The 20522-nt window shown below is 64.2% G+C and carries 21 protein-coding genes; 6 read left to right on the top strand and 15 right to left on the bottom strand.

Translation table 11 applies throughout. The features are described 5' to 3' along the window. Positions 1-32 precede the first annotated feature (32 nt). The 3 genes from HRU71_14250 to HRU71_14260 all read left to right on the top strand — a co-directional run bounded on the left by HRU71_14250 (position 33) and on the right by HRU71_14260 (position 2424). Positions 33-830, top strand: coding sequence for a YggS family pyridoxal phosphate-dependent enzyme (locus tag HRU71_14250; protein ID QOJ04579.1), 798 nt, complete (start codon positions 33-35; stop codon positions 828-830). Further along, positions 827-1093 carry a hypothetical protein gene (locus HRU71_14255; GenBank protein ID QOJ04580.1) on the top strand — a complete coding sequence of 89 codons (267 nt, stop codon included), beginning with the start codon at positions 827-829 and terminating at the stop codon, positions 1091-1093. The genes HRU71_14250 and HRU71_14255 overlap by 4 nt, the downstream gene beginning before the upstream one ends. 62 nt (positions 1094-1155) lie before the next feature. Then, complete coding sequence (locus HRU71_14260; GenBank protein QOJ04581.1) at positions 1156-2424, top strand: glycosyltransferase; 1269 nt, start codon at positions 1156-1158, stop codon at positions 2422-2424. Positions 2425-2428: 4 nt separating this feature from the next. Here the strand turns inward: HRU71_14260 and HRU71_14265 are convergent, their stop codons facing one another. The 14 genes from HRU71_14265 to pheA all read right to left on the bottom strand — a co-directional run bounded on the left by HRU71_14265 (position 2429) and on the right by pheA (position 15878). Next, a complete protein-coding gene (locus tag HRU71_14265; protein QOJ04582.1) occupies positions 2429-3127 on the bottom strand; it encodes a hypothetical protein in 699 nt (232 codons plus the stop codon). Between the two features lie 82 nt (positions 3128-3209). Continuing rightward, positions 3210-3956, bottom strand: coding sequence for a hypothetical protein (locus HRU71_14270; GenBank protein ID QOJ04583.1), 747 nt, complete (start codon positions 3954-3956; stop codon positions 3210-3212). A gap of 4 nt (positions 3957-3960) precedes the next feature. Continuing rightward, positions 3961-4419 (bottom strand): hypothetical protein, encoded by a 459-nt coding sequence (locus HRU71_14275; protein QOJ04584.1) that lies wholly within the window; start codon positions 4417-4419, stop codon positions 3961-3963. 156 nt (positions 4420-4575) lie between these two features. Next, on the bottom strand, positions 4576-6687 hold the full coding sequence (locus tag HRU71_14280; GenBank protein QOJ04585.1) for a tetratricopeptide repeat protein: 2112 nt from the start codon (positions 6685-6687) through the stop codon (positions 4576-4578). Between the two features lie 33 nt (positions 6688-6720). Further along, complete coding sequence (locus HRU71_14285; GenBank protein ID QOJ04586.1) at positions 6721-8919, bottom strand: tetratricopeptide repeat protein; 2199 nt, start codon at positions 8917-8919, stop codon at positions 6721-6723. 189 nt (positions 8920-9108) lie between these two features. Beyond that, positions 9109-9807, bottom strand: coding sequence for a PEP-CTERM sorting domain-containing protein (locus HRU71_14290; GenBank protein ID QOJ04587.1), 699 nt, complete (start codon positions 9805-9807; stop codon positions 9109-9111). 315 nt (positions 9808-10122) lie between these two features. After that, positions 10123-10899 carry a phosphopantothenoylcysteine decarboxylase gene (locus tag HRU71_14295; protein QOJ04588.1) on the bottom strand — a complete coding sequence of 259 codons (777 nt, stop codon included), beginning with the start codon at positions 10897-10899 and terminating at the stop codon, positions 10123-10125. A gap of 8 nt (positions 10900-10907) precedes the next feature. Then, a complete protein-coding gene (locus HRU71_14300) occupies positions 10908-11471 on the bottom strand; it encodes a phosphopantothenoylcysteine decarboxylase (GenBank protein ID QOJ05024.1) in 564 nt (187 codons plus the stop codon). A 79-nt stretch (positions 11472-11550) separates the two neighbouring features. Then, complete coding sequence (gene rpoZ / locus HRU71_14305) at positions 11551-11772, bottom strand: DNA-directed RNA polymerase subunit omega (GenBank protein QOJ04589.1); 222 nt, start codon at positions 11770-11772, stop codon at positions 11551-11553. 13 nt (positions 11773-11785) lie between these two features. Then, entirely contained in the window at positions 11786-12391 is a 606-nt protein-coding gene (gene gmk, locus HRU71_14310) for a guanylate kinase (GenBank protein ID QOJ04590.1), read from the bottom strand. Between the two features lie 23 nt (positions 12392-12414). Then, complete coding sequence (locus HRU71_14315; protein QOJ04591.1) at positions 12415-13296, bottom strand: YicC family protein; 882 nt, start codon at positions 13294-13296, stop codon at positions 12415-12417. A 151-nt stretch (positions 13297-13447) separates the two neighbouring features. Beyond that, the gene (gene secG, locus HRU71_14320; GenBank protein QOJ04592.1) at positions 13448-13984 is read right to left on the bottom strand and encodes a preprotein translocase subunit SecG; all 537 of its coding nucleotides are present in this window, start codon (positions 13982-13984) and stop codon (positions 13448-13450) included. A 3-nt stretch (positions 13985-13987) separates the two neighbouring features. Next, a complete protein-coding gene (locus HRU71_14325; GenBank protein ID QOJ04593.1) occupies positions 13988-14794 on the bottom strand; it encodes a triose-phosphate isomerase in 807 nt (268 codons plus the stop codon). Positions 14795-14798: 4 nt separating this feature from the next. Continuing rightward, the gene (gene pheA / locus HRU71_14330; protein QOJ04594.1) at positions 14799-15878 is read right to left on the bottom strand and encodes a prephenate dehydratase; all 1080 of its coding nucleotides are present in this window, start codon (positions 15876-15878) and stop codon (positions 14799-14801) included. A 249-nt stretch (positions 15879-16127) separates the two neighbouring features. On the opposite strand from pheA, the gene HRU71_14335 reads away from it, so the two are divergent. The 3 genes from HRU71_14335 (at position 16128) to HRU71_14345 (ending at position 19489) form a co-directional block, all read left to right on the top strand. After that, positions 16128-17480, top strand: a complete 1353-nt coding sequence (locus tag HRU71_14335; protein QOJ04595.1) for a hypothetical protein — start codon at positions 16128-16130, stop codon at positions 17478-17480. 80 nt (positions 17481-17560) lie between these two features. Beyond that, positions 17561-18754, top strand: a complete 1194-nt coding sequence (larC, locus tag HRU71_14340; protein QOJ04596.1) for a nickel pincer cofactor biosynthesis protein LarC — start codon at positions 17561-17563, stop codon at positions 18752-18754. Between the two features lie 27 nt (positions 18755-18781). Further along, on the top strand, positions 18782-19489 hold the full coding sequence (locus tag HRU71_14345; GenBank protein ID QOJ04597.1) for a hypothetical protein: 708 nt from the start codon (positions 18782-18784) through the stop codon (positions 19487-19489). A gap of 4 nt (positions 19490-19493) precedes the next feature. On the opposite strand, the gene HRU71_14350 is transcribed toward HRU71_14345, so the two are convergent. After that, entirely contained in the window at positions 19494-20513 is a 1020-nt protein-coding gene (locus tag HRU71_14350; GenBank protein ID QOJ04598.1) for a hypothetical protein, read from the bottom strand. Positions 20514-20522: the final 9 nt, after the last annotated feature.

The following is a 20522-nucleotide window of genomic DNA, read 5'->3' on the forward strand; positions in this document are numbered from 1 at the left end:
GGCCTACTCGACCCATCCCAAGGAGTCGCCGCGTGGTGGGGAACGTCACGACCGTTCGCCGCAAGCTGACGGAGAATCTCAAACGCGTGCGCGACCGCATCGCCGCCGCCTGTCAGCGCGCTCGCCGCGATCCTGCCGCCGTCAAAATCGTCGCCGTCACCAAGTACGTCGAGATGGAGGTCGTCCGCCAGGCGCTCGAACTCAATCTCGTCGATCTCGGCGAGAGCCGCGCCCAGCAGCTCGCTCAACGCGCCAGCATGATTCACGAGTACATCGAGCGCAAGAACGTCCTCGCCAGCCGAAAGGAAGGCCCCGTCCCCCGGCCGCGCTGGCACATGGTCGGCCACCTCCAGCGGAACAAAGTCAAGCTCGTCGTGCCGTGGGCCGAGCTGATTCACAGCGTCGACAGCCTTCGCCTCGCGGAGGATCTGCATCAGCACGCTGCCCGCGTCGGCCGCACGATCGACATCTTGTTGCAGGTCAACACGAGCGGCGAGAAGAGCAAGTTCGGAATCGCCGTCGGCGCCGTGCCGCATCTCATCGAGCACCTCGTGGCGTGGCCGAATGTGCGGCTTTGCGGACTGATGACGATGGCCCCGGCTGAATGCACGCCCGCGGAGCTTCGCCTGTATTTCGAGCGGCTCCGCGACGTGTTCGAAGACCTGCGGGGAGACAAGCGACTCGTCCCGCATTTCCGCGAGTTGTCCATGGGCATGAGTGGCGATTACGAAACCGCCATTGAAGCCGGCGCGACCATCGTCCGGCTGGGCAGCACGTTGTTCGAGGGCCTGATGACGTTGAACGACATGCCTGAAGTGAGCGAGCGGTGAACGCGAGCAACCTGGACTTGTTCCACGTATGGCGAGTCGTCTTAAGCACCTTGTGCGGCGCGTATGCGACGGTGGTGACGGTGCGGTCTTTTTGGGGGTGGGTCGTGTACCTGTCGGGTTCGGATCGACGCACCAGCCTCATGCGAAACTACGTGCTGGTGCAGCTCCTTCGCCTGCGTCCGGGCCGGTTTGCGAGCGAATTCGCACAAATCGGCGCGTGGTTCGCGGTCTTCGTCGGTCTGTTGTATCTTCACCGCTTCTAACGGCGCATCGGCGCGGCTCGCATGGTAGCCGATCTCGTTGCGCGGTTTCGGATTAGCTCTTGATGGACGCGCTCTTGTACGTATGGATGGGTTTCACGGGGCTGACCTGCCTGGTCTGGGTCGGACGCCACGTCCAGCTCTCGATCGCGAGCCGGCGCTTGCCGCCGTTGCGATCGACCATGTACCAGCCGGGGCGGAGCGACCTGCCTGCGGTGAGCTTTCTGGTCGCCGGGAAGGAAGAAGAAGCGAACATCGAGGCCTGCCTCACGTCGATGGTCGCGCAGGATTACCCGAATCTGCAAGTCATCGCCATCAATGATCGCAGCGTGGATCGAACCGGCGCGATCATGGACGGCCTCGCCGCGCGGCACGCGAATCTCACGGCGCTGCACGTCAAATCGCTCCCCGAAGGCTGGCTCGGAAAGAACAACGCCATGCGCACGGGGCTGGAGCATGCGACCGGCCGGTGGTTGTGCTTCACCGATGCCGACTGCGTGCAGGTCTCGCGGCGGTCGCTCCGCGTGGCGATGGAATATGCCCTGGAGCACAACGTGGAGTTTCTCTCGGTGCTGCCCGCGCACGAGACGCACGGCTTCTGGGAGCGCGTCATCCAGCCCGCGTGCAGCGGCATCATGATGATCTGGTTCAATCCGCTTCGCGTGAACAACCCCCGCCGGGCGACGGCCTACGCCAACGGCGCCTTCATGCTCATGACGCGCGAGTGCTACGATGCCCTCGGCGGGCACGACGCCGTCAAGGCCGAGTTCAACGAAGACATGAAAATGGCACAACTTGCCAAGCGCGCCGGCCGCCGCTTGCGCGTTGTCTCGAATGACGATTTGTACACGGTCCGCATGTACCAGTCGCTGCGCCAGACGTGGAACGGCTGGAGCCGCATCTTTTTCGGTTGCTTCGGCACGCGGCCGCGGCTGACGGCGACGATGGCCCTGGTGATCGGGTTCAGCCTGTTGCCGTGGGCAGCCCTGGCGACGGGGACGCTGGCATGGGCGGTCGGCGGAAGCTGGCCGGGCTGGTCGATGTTGACCGGCGTGGCGGCGGCGTGCTGCACGATCAAGACGACCGCCTTGATGCGATTCTATCGGTTGAACAAGACCTCGCCCTGGTACGGATTGCTGTACCCGCTGGGAGCCTTGGTCGGTCTGGGGGCGTTGATCAACGCGATGGGGCGGCTGCGGCGCCAGTCCACGATCACCTGGCGCGGCACGATCTACGCAGCGGGGCAGGTCGACGCGGGACCAGGCGCTTCCGTCGCGACGCCACGACCGTCGTCACGATCCGGCGCTGAATTGCAGATGGCAAAAAGCGAGTAGTGGATCAGCCCGGCTGGCTCATTTCGCGCAGCATCTCGATCACCCGCGTCGTAAGAAACTCATACACCGTGCGACCGCGCTGGACAACCGTCTCCGGATCCCACGGGCAGGGCTGGGCCCATCGCGCGTCGATCTCGATGAAGACCTGCCGCACGTCTTCGATCAGCGACTCGATCTTCAGCTCGGCCTGCCAGTTCGGCTGATCGGCACCCGGCAGCGGCGGCAAAACGAGCTTCAGCCCGACGGCGTGAACCGGTCGCCCGAGCGGACCGAGCCGATTGTCCAGCCGCAGGCAGCGCTGGCCCAGAAAGATCCGTCCGTCGTTTTCCTCGGTCTGGGCCGTCAGGCGGATCATCGCGCCGGTCGAAAGCATGATCCGCGGGTTGAACACCGTCCCGACGACGCCAAACGCCATCCGCAGATTGTCGAAATACACATCCAGCGTCGACGTCGGGAAGAAATCCTCGAAGTTCACCGAATCCGTCGTGACCGTCAGCTTCAACTGGCTGCGCGGATCGCCCTCGGCCTGCGGTGAGGTCATCTGCCAGGCGTGTTCGGCGTATTCCTGCCGTCGCCAGTCGAACCCCTCGCTGCACTTGATCTGAAACTGCTGCTTGTGCTGCTTGTCCAGCGGCGCCGTCGGCGCGAAGCGCGCCCCGACGTGCAACCCGCGCGTCTTGATCGTCTCTTGGAGCAAAAACATGATAAACTTTCCGATCGCGCCGGATGCGGCAAGGACGCTTGCGGCCCTTCACGCGGCAGCTGCCGCGAAACACCGCATGGTCCTACGGAGTCCCCGCCGGCTGCGTCGTCGGCGTCAGACTGACCGGCCGCTCCGACATCCCCGTGACGTTCAATGGATCGCCGGCCACCGGCGCGGTGGCGGGCATCGAAGCGGGTGGCGGCGGTGGCGCAAACACCACCGGTCGGCTCCATCCTTCCATCCCCTTCAGGCGATAGGCCGCCTGCTCGGCAAAGGGTGAATCCGCAAGACGCTTGTCGCTGCGAACCTTGTCATACCACTCCCGCGCGCCGGCGAAATCCCCCTGATTCTCCGCGATCACACCCAGGCCGATCATCGCGCTCCCAATGCCGGCGACGTCCAGCGCAGGCGAGGCCAGCGCCTTGGTGTACGCGTCGCGCGCCGTTTGAAGCATCGTGGGATCGGGTTTGGCCGATCCACCGGCCGCAGGGGGCGTCGGCAGCATGTAATGCGACAGCGCCGTCTCGGCGACTTTCAGCCAGGCCGCCGCGGTCAACGAGGCATCGTGACCGGCCGTGGCAATCTCTTCCAGCTTGCGGATCTGCATCAGCGGGTCGGAATCCGTCTGCGATTGTGCCAACGAGGCCCACGCATCCATGACGCGCGCCTTGCTGCTGTGGATGTACCAGTACGTCCCGCCGCCCAGCACCGCGACGCCAAGAACCGTCGCGATGATTGCGGGGAAGTTCCGGCGCACCTGCTCGGTGATCTGGTCGAGTTGCACGGACAATTCGTTCGTGCGCAATTCCTGTCTGCGTTCGGCTTTCATGGGGTCAGGGTTCCGATCCGCCTCCTGGCGGTGAGTAGGTCTCCGATCGGATCGACGCCCACACCTGGGTGCTCTGTCCGAACGTCGAATATTTCGGCTCGATCCGAATCTCGCACTTCTCCTCGCCCTTGCGATAGCGAAGCACGTAGATATTCCGCAATAACTTCTCGTCCGTCGCTTCCCATCCGTACGTCGGCATGTTCTGGGCGTAGTAATTTCGCACCAACAACGTCGCGCTGCTGCCCTCGTACAGGTGCTTGACGTTCCGCCGGCCCGCCACCATGTTGTGCGTCGATTCACGCTCGTTCAGTTTGAAATCGCGCGGAACCGGCACATCCACCACGTACGGCTGCGCCCGCGACTCCAGGATGGTCGGCTTGGACGCATCCTTGGACGAGCAGCCCGGCTGCATCAGCAGGATCGATCCTCCCAACAGCACGATGGCAATGCGTGAGTGTTTCATGAATCTTCGGATCGCCGGTCTTCGGATCGCCGCGCCGGCCGATCCGCCGCACCGTCCGCAGATTCGCTTCACGGACCGGCGAAACATACAAGCCTAAGCGCGCTGCGGCGCGCTGTCAAACCGACGCGCCGAACCGCTTTGGTGCCCGATCCGACGCTACAAGCCCAGTTCTTTCGGCCAGTCACGCAATTCGCCGATCAGGCTGTGCGTCTGTTGCCGTTTTTGCAAGCGGGTTTTCAGTTCTTCGATGGCGTCCGCGTCGCCCGCCACGTCCGCCAGGCCGCGCAGCGCACGCAGCAGGAGAAACTCATACTCGGGCAATGACTGCTTGTTCATCAGATCACGCGATTTTTGGACCGCCTCGGCCAGCGCCGCGCGACCGCCGGACTTGTCTCCCAACGCGCCGAGCACTCGGCCCCATTCGGTAAGGTAGTGGATGTAGGGAATGGACTCCTGGTCCTTGTTCGCTTTGAAAAGCTTCCCCGCGTCCTCAAGGTAAAACTGCGCCCGATCGTTCTGGCCGTTTGCAGCCTGGGTCCTGCCCATGAGCAGCAGCGCCAGGGCATTGAGCGGCGAACCCTGGTAGCCTTCCCGGTCGGTCATGCGCAACGCTTCGTCACAAACCGCCTCCGCCTCGCGATGGTCCTTCATCTGAATCAGCGGGTTGACCTGCGCGAACAGAAGCATGATGACCGCGTTGTCCTTGTCGTCACGCTGGCTTTGCCGCGCCAGCTTCGTCGCCTCACGGAACATCTCGACGGATTCCTTGTTCCTCCCGACCATTTCATACAACGTGCCCAAATCGGCCGGAGGAAGGACATCGCGATCGGTCGCCGGCTTTCCGGTACTCTTGGCAACCGCCTTCGCCGCATCGGTCAGCAGGGCGACGGCTTCGTCCGCGAGATGATTCTGCATGTAGGCCCGGATCGACGTCACGGTGTTGGACAGCGCGATTCGCCGAGCGGAGTCGTCGTCGGCCCGCGCTATTTCCGCCAAAACCGTGTCGAACATCTTCTTCGCATCGTCGCGCCGGCCGACCCGCAGGTACGCCGCGCCGAGCCGCGCGCCCAGGCGGAACTTATCCAGCAGCGTCCGGTCTCCGCCTTTCCCCAGGTACTTTTCGTACAGCCTGATCGCCTCGTTGTACTCGCCCAGCTCCTCATGGGTTCGAGCCAGATTGCTGATCTCGGTAAATGTATAAGTGTGTTCCAGCCCCAGGTGCTTTTCGAATACCGCCAGCGCCTTCAGTCGAAGCGGCGTGACCGGCGCCGTCATCCCGATCCGATGATACAACCACGCCAGATTGCTGTAGGACTCGGCGGTGTCAGGAGATTCCGCGCCGGCCAGCGTCTCGCGAATCATCATGGCTCGAATCTTCCGGCCGATCGCCCCTTCCGGGTCGTTGTTGAACGCCAGCGCCGTCCCCAGATGATCCATCGCCCGGGCCGCGTCCAGCGTTTCGCCGTCTGTGATTTCGTGAATGCTCAACGCCCGGCGCAGGTCATTCATCGCGTCCTGCATCCGACCTTCGGTGATCCGCAACCAGCCGCGCCGCGTGAGGGCATCGGCCGTCTTCGGATGGTTCTTGCCGAAGGAACGCTCCAGGACGTCCATCAATCGGACAAACGTCTTTTCAGCCTGCTCCGCCCGCCCGCCCTCGGTCTGCGCCATCGCCTGGATGCGCAGCGCGTCCGAGTCGATCAATTCGTCATACTGCGAGCCGACGACCTTTTCGCGCAACTCCACCGCCAGCTTCGCTTTCTGCTCGGCTTTCCCGAAATCGCTCGCCTTGTACGCCGCCCAGGCCTCGCGCCGCGCCGCGTCGCCCTGGGCCAGCGTCGCGAGTTGTTCGGCCGTCACTTCCGCGTACCGTCCGTACAACCGCCGTGCGCCCGTCGCCGAGATGCTTAAAAAATGCGTCGGCCCCAGAAGCTTCCGTGCCGTCGTCATGGCCTCATCCGCCATTTTCTTGGCCGTTTCAACGTCGCCCTTCTCACACGCCGACGATGCATCCTCCAGCAGGGACTCGATCTTCCGAACCTGCTTCATTTGATCCGCCGACAGATCCTTGCCGGTTTCCGGACTGCGGTAGATGCCGCCGATCGGCGGGTGCTCTCGTGCCGCGGCCAGGAACTCCTCGTGCGTGCGAAGGAACTTCGTCTCCACCGGCTCATCCGCCGGGGAACTCGTCGCGGTCGGCTCCTGGCCGATCACCGGTCGCGCCAAACCCGACGCACCCGCCGCCAGCGCCGCCAGAAACAAACTCATTTGTCCATATTTCGCCATCGATCCGTTTTCTCCCTACAGCGATTCCAGCCAGCCACGCTCCGCCGCGTTCAGCGCGTTCGCATCGCGCAACCGCTCCAGCAGCTTCCGCAGCTCCGTCCGAACCGCCTCGCGCCGGCTCGGCGTCAGATCCCCCAGCTCCAGCTGGTGCCACAACGCTTTCGCCAGGAACGCATCGCCGTACAGCGTCTTGTTCACCTTGTCCATCTCCCGCGCCGTCTCCACCGCCGCCGACAGCGTCGCCTCGGTCCGCGGCTTGTCCCCGATCGCGTGATAGCACTTTGCCAGTTCCAGTTGGCACTCGATCTTTCCCAGCAAATCACGCTGGGACTCCACGAAGATCGACTCCGCGTCTTCCAGGGTAAACTTCGCCAGGTCCAGCCGCTTCTGCCGGTTGTACACCCGGCCTGCCGCCAGCAGCGCATACGCCGAACCGGCCGAGCGAAACGCCAGGCGCGACTCACTGATCTTCACCACCGCATCCGCCACCCGCTCCGCTTCCGAAAGCTGGCCCGCTTCGCACAGTGCTTCGGAATACGTGATCAACGCCGTCGCGGTCGCCGGTTCGCCCTTGCCGTGTACCTTTTCCGACAGTTCCACCGCACGGCGCATCACCTCGACCGCTTTGGCGGCCTGCCCCATGTCGATCAGCGTCTGGCCGTAGGTTTCCATTCGTCGGACCTGCGCCGAGGACAGCGCGCTCGTATCCTTCGCGTCGCGCTCGTACTGCAACGCGAACACCGGCAACGCCTCTTCCATCAGGCGATGGCGCATCAGCTCGTTCGCGACGTTGTACAGCTCGTTCACCACCGCCGGCGCCGCCGTCGTCTTCAGCAGGTGCTTCGCCCGCTCCACCGCCTTCGCCGTGTACTTCCGCGCTGCGTCGAAATCGCCCTTGTTGAACAACACCGCCGCCAGCGCCGTGCACCGCGCCATCGCGTTGATGTCCACCACCTCGGGCTGCTGATCGTCCCGCGCGATCTGCTCCTGGTACAGCGCCACCGCCCGGTCAAAGTTGCCCGCCGTCTCGTGCGCCCGCGCGAGATTGCCCAACTCCAGCTTCGTGTACGTGTGATCAGGCCCGACCGTCTCCAGCAGCGTCGCATACGCCTCCTCGCGCAGCCGCAGCGCGTCGTCCAGCATGTTCATCCGCGTGTACAACCACGCCAGGTTGCTTAGAGACACCGCTGTGTCACGTGCCTTGGGACCCAGCACCGTCTCCCGGATGATCAGGCTGTGCAGCTTCTTGTTCAGCGCGTCCTTCGCGTCGCCGTTCAGCGCGAACGCCGTCCCCAGATTGTCCAGCACCTCGCCGGCCTCGGCCGTGTCTCCGCTGGTCGATCGCAGGATGTACGCCGCGTCACGCAGCGTCTTGATGGCCTCTTCGGACTTGCCCTCGTGGATGTACATCCAGCCCAGCCGGTCCAGCGCGATCGCCGTCTTCGGGTGATTTCGCCCGTAGGTCTGTTCGAAGATCGCCACGGCCCGTTCGATGTTGCTTTTCGACTTGGCGAACAACTGCAATTCCAATTGCGCCGCGCCGAGCTGCCGCAGCGACTCGCCCACCTCGGCGTGTTTCGGGCCGAGCAATTCCTCCCGTGAACGCAGCGCGCGCTCCATCAGCTTCTCCGCGTCGGCGAACAATCCCTTATCCGATGCCGTCTGCGCCGCCTCCGCCAGTTTGTCCGCCTCCATCATTTTCTTCTGGCCGTCCGGCGGCAAGCGCGCAAAGTCATCCATCGACCGCTGAAACACCCGGCTGGCCGTTGTCAAGTAGTGATCCGCGCCCAAAACCTTCTGATACGTGTCGAACGCCTTGGACGCCGTCGCCGCCGCCGTCTTGTAATCCCCGCTCTTGCGCTGCGCCCGTGCCTCGGTCATCAGCTCCTCGCCCCGCGCCACCGCCTTGCGACCGTCCAGCTTCAAAGGGGCGCCATCCGGCGCGCGAAGAACGGTCGAAACGGTGAACTCCTTCCGCGCGGCCGCGAGGTACTTCTCATGCGTCATGACGCCGGCAGGTGCGGAAGTCGCCATCGTTGCTGCGGCGGGCGTGTCACTCGATTCGCCGGTTTGAGCGCGGGCCGGTGGCAGAACAGTCAGAACGACGATCGCCAAGGCCCGGGCGAAGGTCGCCGATGCGGACCGCGCCCGGACCACCGCCGACAGTGAACGCGATGAACAGGCGGACGGACCGTGCGATCTAACAGAAAGCAAGAATGCGTTCATGGAAGAATTACCCGTTTGGAGCCACTCTGACGAATCGGCCCGTTGTCGCCGGCGCGTCGGGCGGGCCAAAAAAAATGCCGCAAGCACGGTATCGTACTTGCGGCATGATAGGTTCACAATCTCGGCGATTCGAGCGACCGTTTCGGGCGGCTCGACATCGTTCGACCCGGTCGGGTCTTAGCGGCGGCGGCGAATGAGGCCGATCGCGCCCAAGCCCATCAGGGCGAGCGTCGTCGGCTCGGGAACGCCGCTGATAACGACGTTGTCGACGCGGTTGGTGCCGGTGTTGCCAACTGTACCGCCGGTAGCGGACACCGTCGTAGTGTTCACATGGCGGATGCAGATCTCGCTTTGATTGTCGAGGGCGGTGACGCTGCTTAGGTCCACGGAGAAGGTGTCCAAACCCGTGCCTGATCCGCTTGACCATGACGGTGAGCTGTTCGCACGCACAACATAAGGGCTGCCGAATGTCGAATATGTGCCACCGTTGACATTGTACCGAAGCTCAAAGTCGCGCGGTCCGGTATTGCTGCTCACCTGATCCCATTGGACAGTGATGCCGCTGTATCCAACCGTTGAAGTGCAGAACTGCCAGTAGTCGCCAGGTGCCCATTCGTTCGCGCTGTATGAATCAGAGGATCCGTTGCCGGTGGGCGTCGTCCAATCCGTGGCGGCAGAGGCATGCGCGCCGCTGGCTCCCGATGTGGCAGCGAAGATTCCGCTATCGGCGGCGTGCGGGCCGTTGGTGGCCGAGTTCGCGACATCAGCCGGCGTCACAACCTGAAAGCCCCACTCCGCCAGCGGCGGGAACGCGTTGGCGACCGTTGCGGTGGCGAGCATGGCGACGACTGCGAGAATTGAGACACGCTTCAACATGATTCCGACTCCTCCTGGTTAACCCAGCTCCAGATTTTTCGTCCCGGCACGACCGCCTCTCCGGGCGATCGCGCCGCATCGTTCACTTGAAGGGGGATGCTTCCTTCCCCTGATGCTTGAACGTCAGAATACGCGAAACGGCCTTTAATTTCAAGCGTTTAGGGCCGCCGGAGTGTTCAAAATGCGCCAAGGTTTTGTAAGCAGTTCCGCAGGTCGTTCATGACGGGTGAAAATTCACTCGTTTTCGGTGCGACGGCTACGGTGATGAGTCACGTGCCCGCCGCAGGATGGCGTAATCTATTGTCTTTAAAGAATTTATGTGCGTTTCGCTGGCGAGCTTGACCACAGTCGCTCCAGGAGCAGGACGATCTGTAGAGCATGTGACGATTTTGAGGCCGTTCGGGCGGGCATCCAGCAGCCGTCCGCCGTGAGGAGTTGGATCGTGCTTCGGTCCGTGGCGACGGCGGCGGGGGAGTTCAGCACGATGGCGTCAAAGTGCTTGGCGCGTAGTTTTTCGGCGGCCTTGGCGCGGCCGTCGTGGTCTTCGAGTGCGAATCCGACGGTGACGCGGTGCGGTCCACTGCGGCGGGACTTGAGCCGGCCGAGGGTGGCGGCGATGTCGGGATTCAGCACCAGATCCAGGGAGAAATCCGGTTGGGCAGAAACGGGTACTAGGTTCTCGCTGGTTTTGGTGGCCGCGCGGGCTGAAGCCCGCGGCTCTTTTTGAGAAGCCCGCGGCTCTTTTTGAGAAGCCCGCGGCTCTTTCCCGCTTATTAGCTCTTTCGGCAGTTTGCGAGACGAGCGCTTTCGCGGGCGCCAGTCGGACACGGCGGCGGCGAAGACGGCGGCGTCGGCGGTGGCGAAGGCGCGGCGCGCGGCGGCGAGCATTTCCATCGCGCTGGTGACGCGAACGAGTCGCACGTTCGGGGGAGCGGGTAGATCCACGGGACCGGCGATGAGCGTGACGGCGTGCCCGCGCTTTGCGGCGGCGGCGGCGATGGCGAAGCCCATCTTGCCCGTTGAGGCATTGGAGAGGTATCGCACGGGGTCGAGGTACTCGCGCGTCGGGCCGGCGGTGATGAGGATCTTCATGCGGCGGGTCATCGGCGGGAGCGCGGCGGTTTGCGTTGGAGCAGGGCCGTGGCTTCGAGAAGAATCGCGTCCGGTTCGGCCATGCGTCCCGTGCCGACTGTGCGACAGGCGAGCCAGCCGGAGGTCGGCGGTACGAAGCGGTAGCCGTGCCTCTTCAGCGCGGCGACGTTTTCCTGAACGATCGGATTTTCCCACATGCGCGTGTTCGCGGCCGGTGCGAGCAACACGGGGCAATCGGCCGACATGATCATGGTGCTGATCAGATCGTCGGCGATGCCGTGTGCGATCTTGCCAAGCATGTTGGCGGTGGCCGGCGCGACGATGAACAGGTCGGCGGCTTCGGTGAGGCGCAAGTGCTGGGGGTCGTGATAGTCGGCCTCGCCCCAGAGCGTGGTGAAGACCCGGCGCGCGGTGAGCGCCTGAAAGGTGAGCGGGGAGATGAATTTCTGGGCGGCGTCGGACATGGCGACGCTGACGCCGCAGCCGCGCTGCACGAGGGCCGAGACGAGGTAGGCGATTTTGTAGGCGGCGATGCCGCCGCAGACGCCGACAACGATTTCGTAGCCGGTCAGCGGCGGGTCTTCGCGCGATGCGGCGGCGCCCAGTGCGGCGGGCGGCGCAGGGGCGAGGCCGGTGGCCGGCGGGGTTGAACTAGGCGTCTTGTTCGCCACGGTTGTTCTCGGGTTCGGAGTAGGCGATCTTGCCTTCGATGATCTCGCGGATGGCGATTTCCATCGGGGTCATGCGGCCCGGCTCAACGAGCGGGCGCGCGCCCATCATGAGCTGCTTCCAGCGCTTCTGGATGAGCGCGGTCAGGCGGAAGCGGCCACCGACCTTGTTGATGATGTCCTCGTTCTTCAGGTCCTGAATCATGGTGCGGTTCCTTTCAAGCGATCGCAGGTTGATTTCGCGCCGGGCGCGACAGGATCAGGTCGCGCACCGATTGTACCGTTTTTTCGAGATCGTCGTTGACGACAAAGTGATCGTAGCAGCCCGATTCGTTGGCGAAGCGAATCTCGCCGTCGGCCTTGGCCAGCCGTTCGCGGATGACCTCGGCGGGATCGGTGTTGCGTCCGACGATGCGCTGCTTCTGGGCTTCGGGCGTGGGGGGCAGCAGGAAGATGGCGACGGCGTCGGGCATCTTTCGGCGGACCTGGATGCAGCCCTGGATGTCGATTTCGAGAATGATGGAGCGGCCCTCGCGGACGGCCTGCTGCACGGCCCGCAGCGGCGTGCCGTAATGATGGCCGTAGACTTGTGCGGTTTCGAGAAGCTCTCCGGCTTGTTCCATGCGGGCGAATTCATCTGGGGTGACGTAGTGGTAGTCTCGTGAGTTCTGTTCGCCCGGGCGCGGCTTGCGCGTCGTGACCGAGACGCTGAACTCGGCCGGGAGCAGTTCGCAGAGGCGGCGGCAGATCGTGGATTTGCCGACGCCGCTGGGGCCGCTGATGACGATGACGCGACCGGTGGATGGTTTGGTATTGGTGTCCATGCTACCCGAGCTCGAGAGGGATTCTAAGCGACGTTCTGAACCTGTTCCTTCATGCGATCGATGGCGGCTTTGATTTCAACGACGTGTCGCGAAATGGCGGCGTCGGCGGCCTTGCTGCCGATGGTGTTGGCTTCGCGGAGCATTTCCTGGGCGAGGAAATCGAGGCGTCGGCCGGCCTCCTGGCCGGAGCGGCAGATTTCGGCGAACTGATCGAGGTGGCTGGCGAGCCGGGCGATTTCCTCGTTGATGTCGCATCGCTCGGCGAAGATGGCGACCTCGCGGAGGATGGCGTCCTTTTCCAGCTCGATGCTGGTGCCGGCAACCAGTTGCTGCACACGGGCGAGGAGGCGCTTGTGATACTCCTCGACGACGCCGGGAGCGCGGGATTGAATTTCGGCCAGCCGCGAGCGGATCTCGGTGCATTGGGCGGTGAGGTCCTTCAGCAGGGCCTCGCCTTCGACGGCGCGCATTTTGAGCAATTTGTCGATCGCCTCGTCGACGACCTTCGCGGCGGCGGCGAAACGGGCTTCGAGCACCGCTTCATCGGGTTCGGCGGATTCGCAGACGCCGGGCAGTTCCAGAAGGGAGGCGAGATCGATGCGTGCGCAGCCGAACTTGGCGGCGAGGGGGGCAAGCCGCTCGGCGACGCGTTCGAGGGCGGCCTGATTGATCTGGCTGTCGGCGGCGCCGTTCTCATCGCGGACGCGCAGGTTGAAGACGATGCTGCCGCGGCCCAGGCGCGTGCGGAGCTGCTTGTCGAACTCGGCTTCGTAGCGCTGGAGCGATTCGGGCAGGCGCAGGGAGGATTTGTAGTAGCGGTTGTTGACGCTGCGGATCTCCGTCCGGTAGCTCACGCCGTCGACGTGGGCCTGTGCAGCGCCGAAACCGGTCATGCTGGAAAGCATCTACAAATGTCTCCTTGGTCGCGGGACGATGGAGTCGATTCGGCTGAAACGAACCCGCTCCCTTGCGGTCGCGGCTCGGAAAAACGGGACGCGGCTCGGAAACAACAAGGCGCGGCGATGAATCCTGCTCGCGTCTCGGAGAATCACGGGATCAGTCCGGCTTCGACTCGCCCGCGGGCGGCGTCGATTGCGCCGGCGGCTGCGCGTTGCCCGGAGGCGTCGCCGGCTGCGCCGCACCGCTGGAACCCGTCGCGGGCGTCGTTTCAGCCGAATTCCTAGGCGGTTGATTCACGAGCGGGGCCGAACTGCGCGTTGACTGCACGTCGATCGGCGTGGCCGCGGTATTGGGCGCAGCGCCGCCGGTCGTCAGCGGAGCGTCGGTCGACGCGGGCGGCGGGGCGGCCGGAGCGGCCGTGGCCGGTGTGACCGCGCGTTCAAACACGAACACGGCCGTGATGGACAGAATGATGAAGACGCCGGCGAGTCCGACGGTGACCCACGTGAGGAAGTCACCGGTCTTGGTGCCGAAGGCGGTGTGTCCACCGACGCCGCCGAACGCACCGGAGAGACCCGAACCGCGGTTTTTCTGAAGCAGGATCAGCCCCATCAGCAGCAGGGAGACCAGCACGATAAAGAAGGTCAGAATGACCTGTCCGAACGTCGCAATGAGAAACGTACCGGGGAACATGATTCAGTGTGATCCTTTCACTCGGAGCGCGGCGTCGATGATCGCGTGGAAATCGGCCGACTTGAGACTCGCCCCACCGACCAGCGCGCCATCAACGTCGGGGCACTTCATCAAACTGGCGGCGTTATCAGGCTTTACGCTGCCGCCGTATTGTATGCGAATTCCGTCCGCAACGCGCGGCCCGCACAAACGGGCCAATTCACGGCGGATATGGGCGTGGGCCTCCTGGGCCTGCTCGGGGGTGGCGTTCCGTCCGGTGCCGATGGCCCAGACCGGTTCGTAGGCGATGACGATGCCGGCGGCGGCGTCGCCTGTCAGCCCGGCTAACCCGCCCTCGAGCTGACGCGTCAGCACCTTTTCGGTGACCGCGGCATCCCGCTCGGCCAGCGTTTCTCCAACGCAAAGGATCGGGGTCAGTCCGGCAGCGAGGACAGCCTTGCACTTGGCGTTGATCATGGCGTCGGTTTCGCCGTGGATATGGCCGGTGGCGTCCTTCGGTCCGATGGTGTGTCGGCGTTCGCTGTGGCCGAGGATGACGTAGATCGCGCCGGTTTCGCGGATCATATCGGGGGAGATTTCGCCGGTGAACGCGCCGGATTTTTCGTGCCAGCAGTTCTGGGCGCCCAGCTTGATCGGTGAATCGGCGATTGCCTTGGCCATGGGAAAGAGATAGACCGCCGCCGGGCAGATGGCGATGTCGATGGCGGGGCTGCCGCTGATGCGCGCGCGAAGGTCGGCGACCAGCGCGCGGGCTGCGGCGAGGTCAAGGTTCATTTTCCAGTTGCCGGCGACAAAGGGTCTTCGGGCCACGCTGTTACTCCGTCATGATTTCGGTGGATTTGGGGTACGAGCCGAGCACGCGTAAGACGGCGCAGTGCGTGCGCGCGGTTTCAACGGCCGACTTGATCGGCTCCTCGTCCGCGTGGCCGTCGATGTCCGCGAAGAAGCAGTATTGAGATTCTCCGCTCGCATGCGGCCGCGAGGTAATCATGGTCATGTTGATGCCGGCCTTCTGGAAGACGAGCAAGACGTTGACCAGCGCGCCGGCGTGATGAGCGGTGATGAAGAACAAACTGGTGCGATCGTTGCCGGTGGGGCGGGAGCCGTCGCCGCCGAGGACGAGGAATCGCGTCGCGTTGTTGGGGTTGTCCTGGATGTTCGGCGCGAGGATCTTCAGACTGTAAAGCTTGGCGGCCAGGGCGCTGCCGATGGCGGCGGCATGGGGTTGCTGGGCGGCCATTTCGGCGGCCTTGCTGGTGCTGGGCGCGGGCGAGATTTTCCTCGAGAGGCCGGTCTCGCTTAGCCATCGTTGGCACTGTGAGAACGCCTCGGGTTTGGAATAGACGACGGTGATTTCATCCTGTCGGCAGTTGGCGAGGAGGTGGTGACGGATCGCGCGCGTCATCTCGCTGCAAACGCGGACATCGTAGTTTGTGAAGGCGTCGAGGGTGTCAAGCACCGCGCCGCCGGTGGAGTTCTCCACGGGCACGACGCCGTAATCGAGGCGCCCGTTGGCGACGTCCTCCACGACGCCGCGAATGTCGACGCGCAACTCGTACTCGACCGATGAGCCGAACCGACCCAGGGCGGCTTCGTGAGAGAACGAACCGGCCGGTCCGAGGCAACCGACGCGCGGGGCGCGCTGCAAGGCAAACGATGCGGACATGAGTTCCTTGTAGATGGTCGTCAGTGCTGTGCGGGACAGCGGCCCTTTGGAAAGGGCCGTGACGCGCTGGAGCACTTCGCGTTCACGTTCGGGAGCAAAGACGCCGACGCCGGTGCCGCGCTTCACGCGGCCGATCTCGACTGCGATCGCGGCGCGTTCGTTGAGCAGCGTGACGAGTTGCTCGTCCAGCGCATCAATGCGTCGTCGCAGTTCATCGAGCGTGGCCATCCCACTCTCCCGCGGAGATCGACTCTGGACAATCGCGAGCAAAGCCCCGTAGTAGAAAGCGCCGGAGCGAGGATGTCAAAAATGACACTTGGGCGATTTGATTCCGGCCGCTTGCCTGGAGGCCGGACACGATGGCGGGGTTGAGCGGGGGCGACCCTGGCGTTAGAATGGATAAAATACGGGGTGGTTCGATCAAGGCGGATTTCAAGTTGCTGTCCAGCCGCAATGGCAGAACGGAGGAATGAAAGAATGACACCATTCAGTAAAGCCATTTTCAAAGGATTGGCGGTGTGTGCGTGGTTCGCCGGAAGCGTGGAGGCCGCGGGTCCCGACGTCGTGTTGAGCGATAGCACGTCGCTAAGCAGTTACGGGCCGATCGGCGGAATCCGTGCTTACTCGATCGGATCCAATACATGCAATATTGGCAATCAGAACCTGTTGTGGACGAACAATAATACGCCGGGCCTGGCGATGAACGCCTATCGCCTGCATGACGGCGTTCTGAAGCAAATCGGAATGTCGTGGGTGAAGACGGCCTGTTGCGCCGCAGCAAGCAACGGATGCAACCTGTCCTGCAACAACGTGGCAGGCTCGCAACTGGGCGCGGGATGTTTGGACGTTTACTCCTCCGGCTGGAACGCGGGCCAGGGTCGCCTGGCGCGGCGTTCGGGAATCAACGCCTACACCGGAAGCTTTGCGAACGCCGACGGCGCGACGGGCGACGCGATCTTCAAGCGCTTGCAGATTCTGCAAAGCGATCTGGACCCGGCGAATTACCCGGGGGCGTTATTTTTCTTCGAAGGCGTGTACGCCGCCACGGATGATGCGACGTGGCAGAACTGGCTGAACAACGCTTCGTACAAGCGCGTGACGTTCAACGCATCGTACGTGCCGACCTATCAGGGCAGCATGTTTCAATACAAAGCGGGCATTCATGCGTGGAAGGACCACGGTCTGGGCCCCAACACGCCCGATCCGGCTGTGACGATTACGAATGTCGATATTCCAGCGGAGGGCCGGCTGATCCTGGGCCACAAGGTCACCGATCTGGGCGGCGGGCAGTGGCGTTATGACTACGCCCTGTACAACCTCAACTCCGACAAGTCCGCCGGCGAGGTCACGGTCGCCGGTCCGCCGGGCGTGACGTACTCAAACGTCGGATTTCACGACGTAACCTATCACTCGGGCGAGATTTACGACAACACGGACTGGCTGTCGGCGTCGGGTCCGGGCGGTGTCACGTGGCAAAGCCCGCAAACCCACGCCCAGAATCCCAACTCCAACGCCCTGCGCTGGGGCACGATGTACAACTACTGGTTCACCGCGAACACGCCGCCGCGAAACGGTTCACTGCAAATCGGCCTGTTCAAGCCGCATACGCCGCAATCGGTGAGCGTCACGACGTTGGTGCCGGGCTGCTACCTCGACGGCGACTTGAACGGTGACGGCAGCGTCAACGGCGCCGACGTGCAGGACTATGTGAATTGCGCCCTGGTCCCCGGCTTGCCGGCGGCGGCATGCTTCTGCGCCGATCTCGATGAGAACGACGTCGTGAACGATCTGGACACGACCGCGTTCGTCGCCGCGCTGCTGAACGGCTGATTCGTTGCAGTGAGCGTCCGTATCGCATAGCCTGTCGCGCGCCCATCCGGCGTCCTGTCCGCCGGTTGCACGGCGCATTCATGAAAATTGCCTATTTTGATTGCTTCAGCGGGGCGAGCGGGGACATGATCCTCGGTGCGCTGCTGGCGGCGGGTGTTTCGGAAACGGAGCTTCGCGCGCGGCTCGGAAAACTCGGCGTCGGCGGCTACGAACTGGACATCCGCGCCGTCCGCAAGCAGGGATTCGCCGCGACCAAAGTCGATGTTCACGTGGTCGAGCAGGCGAGCCACCGGCATCTGCACCAGATCACCAGGATCATCAACGATTCCGGCTTGACCGCAGTGGTCAAGGCTCGAACGATTCGCATCTTCACGCGGCTGGCCGAAGCCGAGGCCACCGTTCACGGCTCGACGATCGAGAAAGTCCATTTTCACGAAGTGGGCGCGGTCGATGCCATCGTGGATGTCGTCGGCGCGGTCATCGGCCTGGAACTGCTCGGCGTTCAGCGCATCGTGTGTTCGCCGATTCCCGTCGGATCGGGGGCGGTGAAGTGCCATCATGGTGTCATGCCCGTGCCCGCGCCGGCGACGGCCGAACTGCTTCGCGGCGTGCCGCTGGCGGCTTGCGACGAACCGGGCGAGCTGACGACGCCTACCGGGGCCGCGATTCTCACGACCCTCGCGGATGCCTTCGGTCCCGTTCCCGACGTGACGATTCAGTCGATCGGCTATGGCGCGGGGACGCGCGACGGCCAGACGCGCCCCAACCTGCTGCGCTTACTCGTCGGTGAGTCCGGCGGTGCCGCAGCCGACGCCGAACGCGTCGACGAGATCGTCGTGTTGGAGACCAACTTGGACGACGCGACGGGTCAACAGGTCGGTCATGCGCTGGACGCGCTGTTTGCGGCTGGGGCGGTGGACGTGTTCACCACAGCGATCCACATGAAGAAGAACCGGCCTGGCGTGTTGCTGACGGTGCTGGCGCCGGTGGATCGCGTCTTTGCCTGCGAAGAGGTGCTTTTCACCCACACGCCGACCTTCGGCATTCGCCGCCACACCTGCACCCGCACCAAGCTGGAGCGGCGGATCGAAACGGTGGACACCAAGTACGGCCCCGTTCCCGTCAAGGTCGGCATGTGGGCCGGCCGCGTGCTGACCGTTACGCCGGAGCACGACGACTGCGTTCACTTGGCGGCCAAGTGCGGGGTCTTGCTCCGTGACATATACTTCGCGGCGCAGCAGGCGGGCCGTGCCCGGTACGGCCTGGACACGTGACTCCCGATCGCCGATCGAGGATGCGACATGAACACACTGGCGGCGTTCGTCGAACCTCCCAGTCTTCAACAATGGATGCTCATCGGCCTGCTTGGCGCGGCGCTGCTGGTGATAGTGGTGCAAAGCCGTCGCCGGAAGGAGCCGGGTCCGGGGCGGCCGTCGGCGCTGGAGCGCGCGGAGGCGGCGCTGGATCAGGCCGCAGTGCGCGGAACGAACAAGATGTCTCGCGGATCGGTTGCGTCACGCGATGGCGATCCTTCGCAGCAGTTACAAAAGGATTTTGAGCAGCTTCTGATGGAGCTGGAGCACCTCTCGGAACGCATCACGGTGCAGGTCGAGGAGGAGTTCGGGCGTTTGCAGGGGCTGATGACCGAGGCCGATCGGCGCATTTCGGCGCTGCGCGTGCTGATCGAGGCGAGCCGGCAGCTGCGCGAACCCGCGCGCGGAGATGCCTCGAATGTGTCACCGAGTTTGTCCGCGCCGGCGCATGCGCCATCGCCGACTTCGTATTCCGCGTCACGATCCGAGGTGTCCGCCGCGGCGCCGCCGATGACGAGTTCGCCGGCGCCGGTCGTCCCCGCGCCGCTGGACGGCGGGCTGGAGAGCGACCCGCGCTTCGCGCCGATCTTTCAGTTGGCCGATGCCGGCTTCGCCCCGCGCGACATCGCGCAGAAGCTCGGCGAAAGCGTCGGCACGGTCGAGCTGGTGTTGAACCTGCGTAATCCGTCGCGCTGATCCGTCACCTGAACAACATGTCCCGCGCCCGCTGGGGGGAGACGCCTTTCTGTCTCCGGGCGTAAGCCGTCGCGGCGCTGTCGAGAAATCCGTCGTCCAGTTTTCCGGAATCCAGCGCGGACAGAATGCCCTCGATGAGATACGCCTCGGGCACGATCGGCTCGCGCGCGAACAGCACGGGGTACAGTCCGTGATGGACGCAGGCGGCGTGAAGTTGCAGCGCGCTGTGCGACGCCGCGAAAAAGACGCCTGTAGGAATAGGCGCGTCGGTCCGCAGCGCCGCGAACAGATCGACCGGCTCCTCGGCCACGGCGTTGCGACCGAGATACCCGACGACGACCGGCGGCCGGTCCAGTACCGGACCCTCGCGGTCGAGCGTGAGGCGCGTCGAGCGCCGGCCCATCGCCTGTTGCACGCACGCCTGCATGGCGGTCAGCGTGGCATCGGGTGCGTAGGCGATGCCCAGAACAAAAACATCGAACGGCTGCTTCACGCCGCGCGCCTGCCACGCTGCGTCTGGACGCACCGTGGATCGCAGCAAGACCGAATCGACGACGCCTTCCGCGGCGGGCGCTGCGCGGTCTGCTTGATCCGCAATCACCTGAAGCTGGAATTCCTGGACGCGCCGCCAGCCGGGCAGGCGGGACAGATAGGTCGCGAATCCGTACATCGCGCCCCAGCGCAGGTCCGACCGGAGATCGAATGCCGGTCGCAGCGCTTGGCTGCGCTTGCTCGGGCCGGCCAGTGCGACATGAACGACGACCAGCAGGCGCCGGTCGCGCTGGATCTCATCCACCAACATGCGTTCGAACGTTTCGGCACGGCGCTGGGTGGCTTGCTCGGTCGGGGGCCGCACCGGTGCAGCGCTTATGCTAAGCGGTGGCTGGGAGGTCGGTGCGGCGTGACGTGCGGACGTATGGTACGAGTAACCGCCGACGAGCGCCGCCAGCGCAGCGACAACCGCCGCGACGCCGCCGATTCTCCACCCCGGCCCTCGTCGTTTGGTCCACAGCAGGGAAGCCATGTTTCACGG

This window comes from Planctomycetia bacterium (assembly GCA_015200345.1).
Lineage (GTDB): Bacteria > Planctomycetota > Phycisphaerae > UBA1845 > UTPLA1 > PLA3.

What these genes read in the sequence shown, in the direction of transcription:
- HRU71_14290 (QOJ04587.1), bottom strand. Translation starts at nt 9,807, where the DNA reads ATGTTGAAGCGTGTCTCAATTCTCGCAGTCGTCGCCATGCTCGCCACC.
- HRU71_14350 (QOJ04598.1), bottom strand. Translation starts at nt 20,513, where the DNA reads ATGGCTTCCCTGCTGTGGACCAAACGACGAGGGCCGGGGTGGAGAATC.
- HRU71_14280 (QOJ04585.1), bottom strand. Translation starts at nt 6,687, where the DNA reads ATGAGTTTGTTTCTGGCGGCGCTGGCGGCGGGTGCGTCGGGTTTGGCG.
- rpoZ (QOJ04589.1), bottom strand. Translation starts at nt 11,772, where the DNA reads ATGATTCAGGACCTGAAGAACGAGGACATCATCAACAAGGTCGGTGGC.
- HRU71_14335 (QOJ04595.1), top strand. Translation starts at nt 16,128, where the DNA reads ATGACACCATTCAGTAAAGCCATTTTCAAAGGATTGGCGGTGTGTGCG.
- HRU71_14270 (QOJ04583.1), bottom strand. Translation starts at nt 3,956, where the DNA reads ATGAAAGCCGAACGCAGACAGGAATTGCGCACGAACGAATTGTCCGTG.
- HRU71_14260 (QOJ04581.1), top strand. Translation starts at nt 1,156, where the DNA reads ATGGACGCGCTCTTGTACGTATGGATGGGTTTCACGGGGCTGACCTGC.
- HRU71_14295 (QOJ04588.1), bottom strand. Translation starts at nt 10,899, where the DNA reads ATGAAGATCCTCATCACCGCCGGCCCGACGCGCGAGTACCTCGACCCC.
- HRU71_14265 (QOJ04582.1), bottom strand. Translation starts at nt 3,127, where the DNA reads ATGTTTTTGCTCCAAGAGACGATCAAGACGCGCGGGTTGCACGTCGGG.
- gmk (QOJ04590.1), bottom strand. Translation starts at nt 12,391, where the DNA reads ATGGACACCAATACCAAACCATCCACCGGTCGCGTCATCGTCATCAGC.
- pheA (QOJ04594.1), bottom strand. Translation starts at nt 15,878, where the DNA reads ATGGCCACGCTCGATGAACTGCGACGACGCATTGATGCGCTGGACGAG.
- larC (QOJ04596.1), top strand. Translation starts at nt 17,561, where the DNA reads ATGAAAATTGCCTATTTTGATTGCTTCAGCGGGGCGAGCGGGGACATG.
- secG (QOJ04592.1), bottom strand. Translation starts at nt 13,984, where the DNA reads ATGTTCCCCGGTACGTTTCTCATTGCGACGTTCGGACAGGTCATTCTG.
- HRU71_14345 (QOJ04597.1), top strand. Translation starts at nt 18,782, where the DNA reads ATGAACACACTGGCGGCGTTCGTCGAACCTCCCAGTCTTCAACAATGG.
- HRU71_14275 (QOJ04584.1), bottom strand. Translation starts at nt 4,419, where the DNA reads ATGAAACACTCACGCATTGCCATCGTGCTGTTGGGAGGATCGATCCTG.
- HRU71_14315 (QOJ04591.1), bottom strand. Translation starts at nt 13,296, where the DNA reads ATGCTTTCCAGCATGACCGGTTTCGGCGCTGCACAGGCCCACGTCGAC.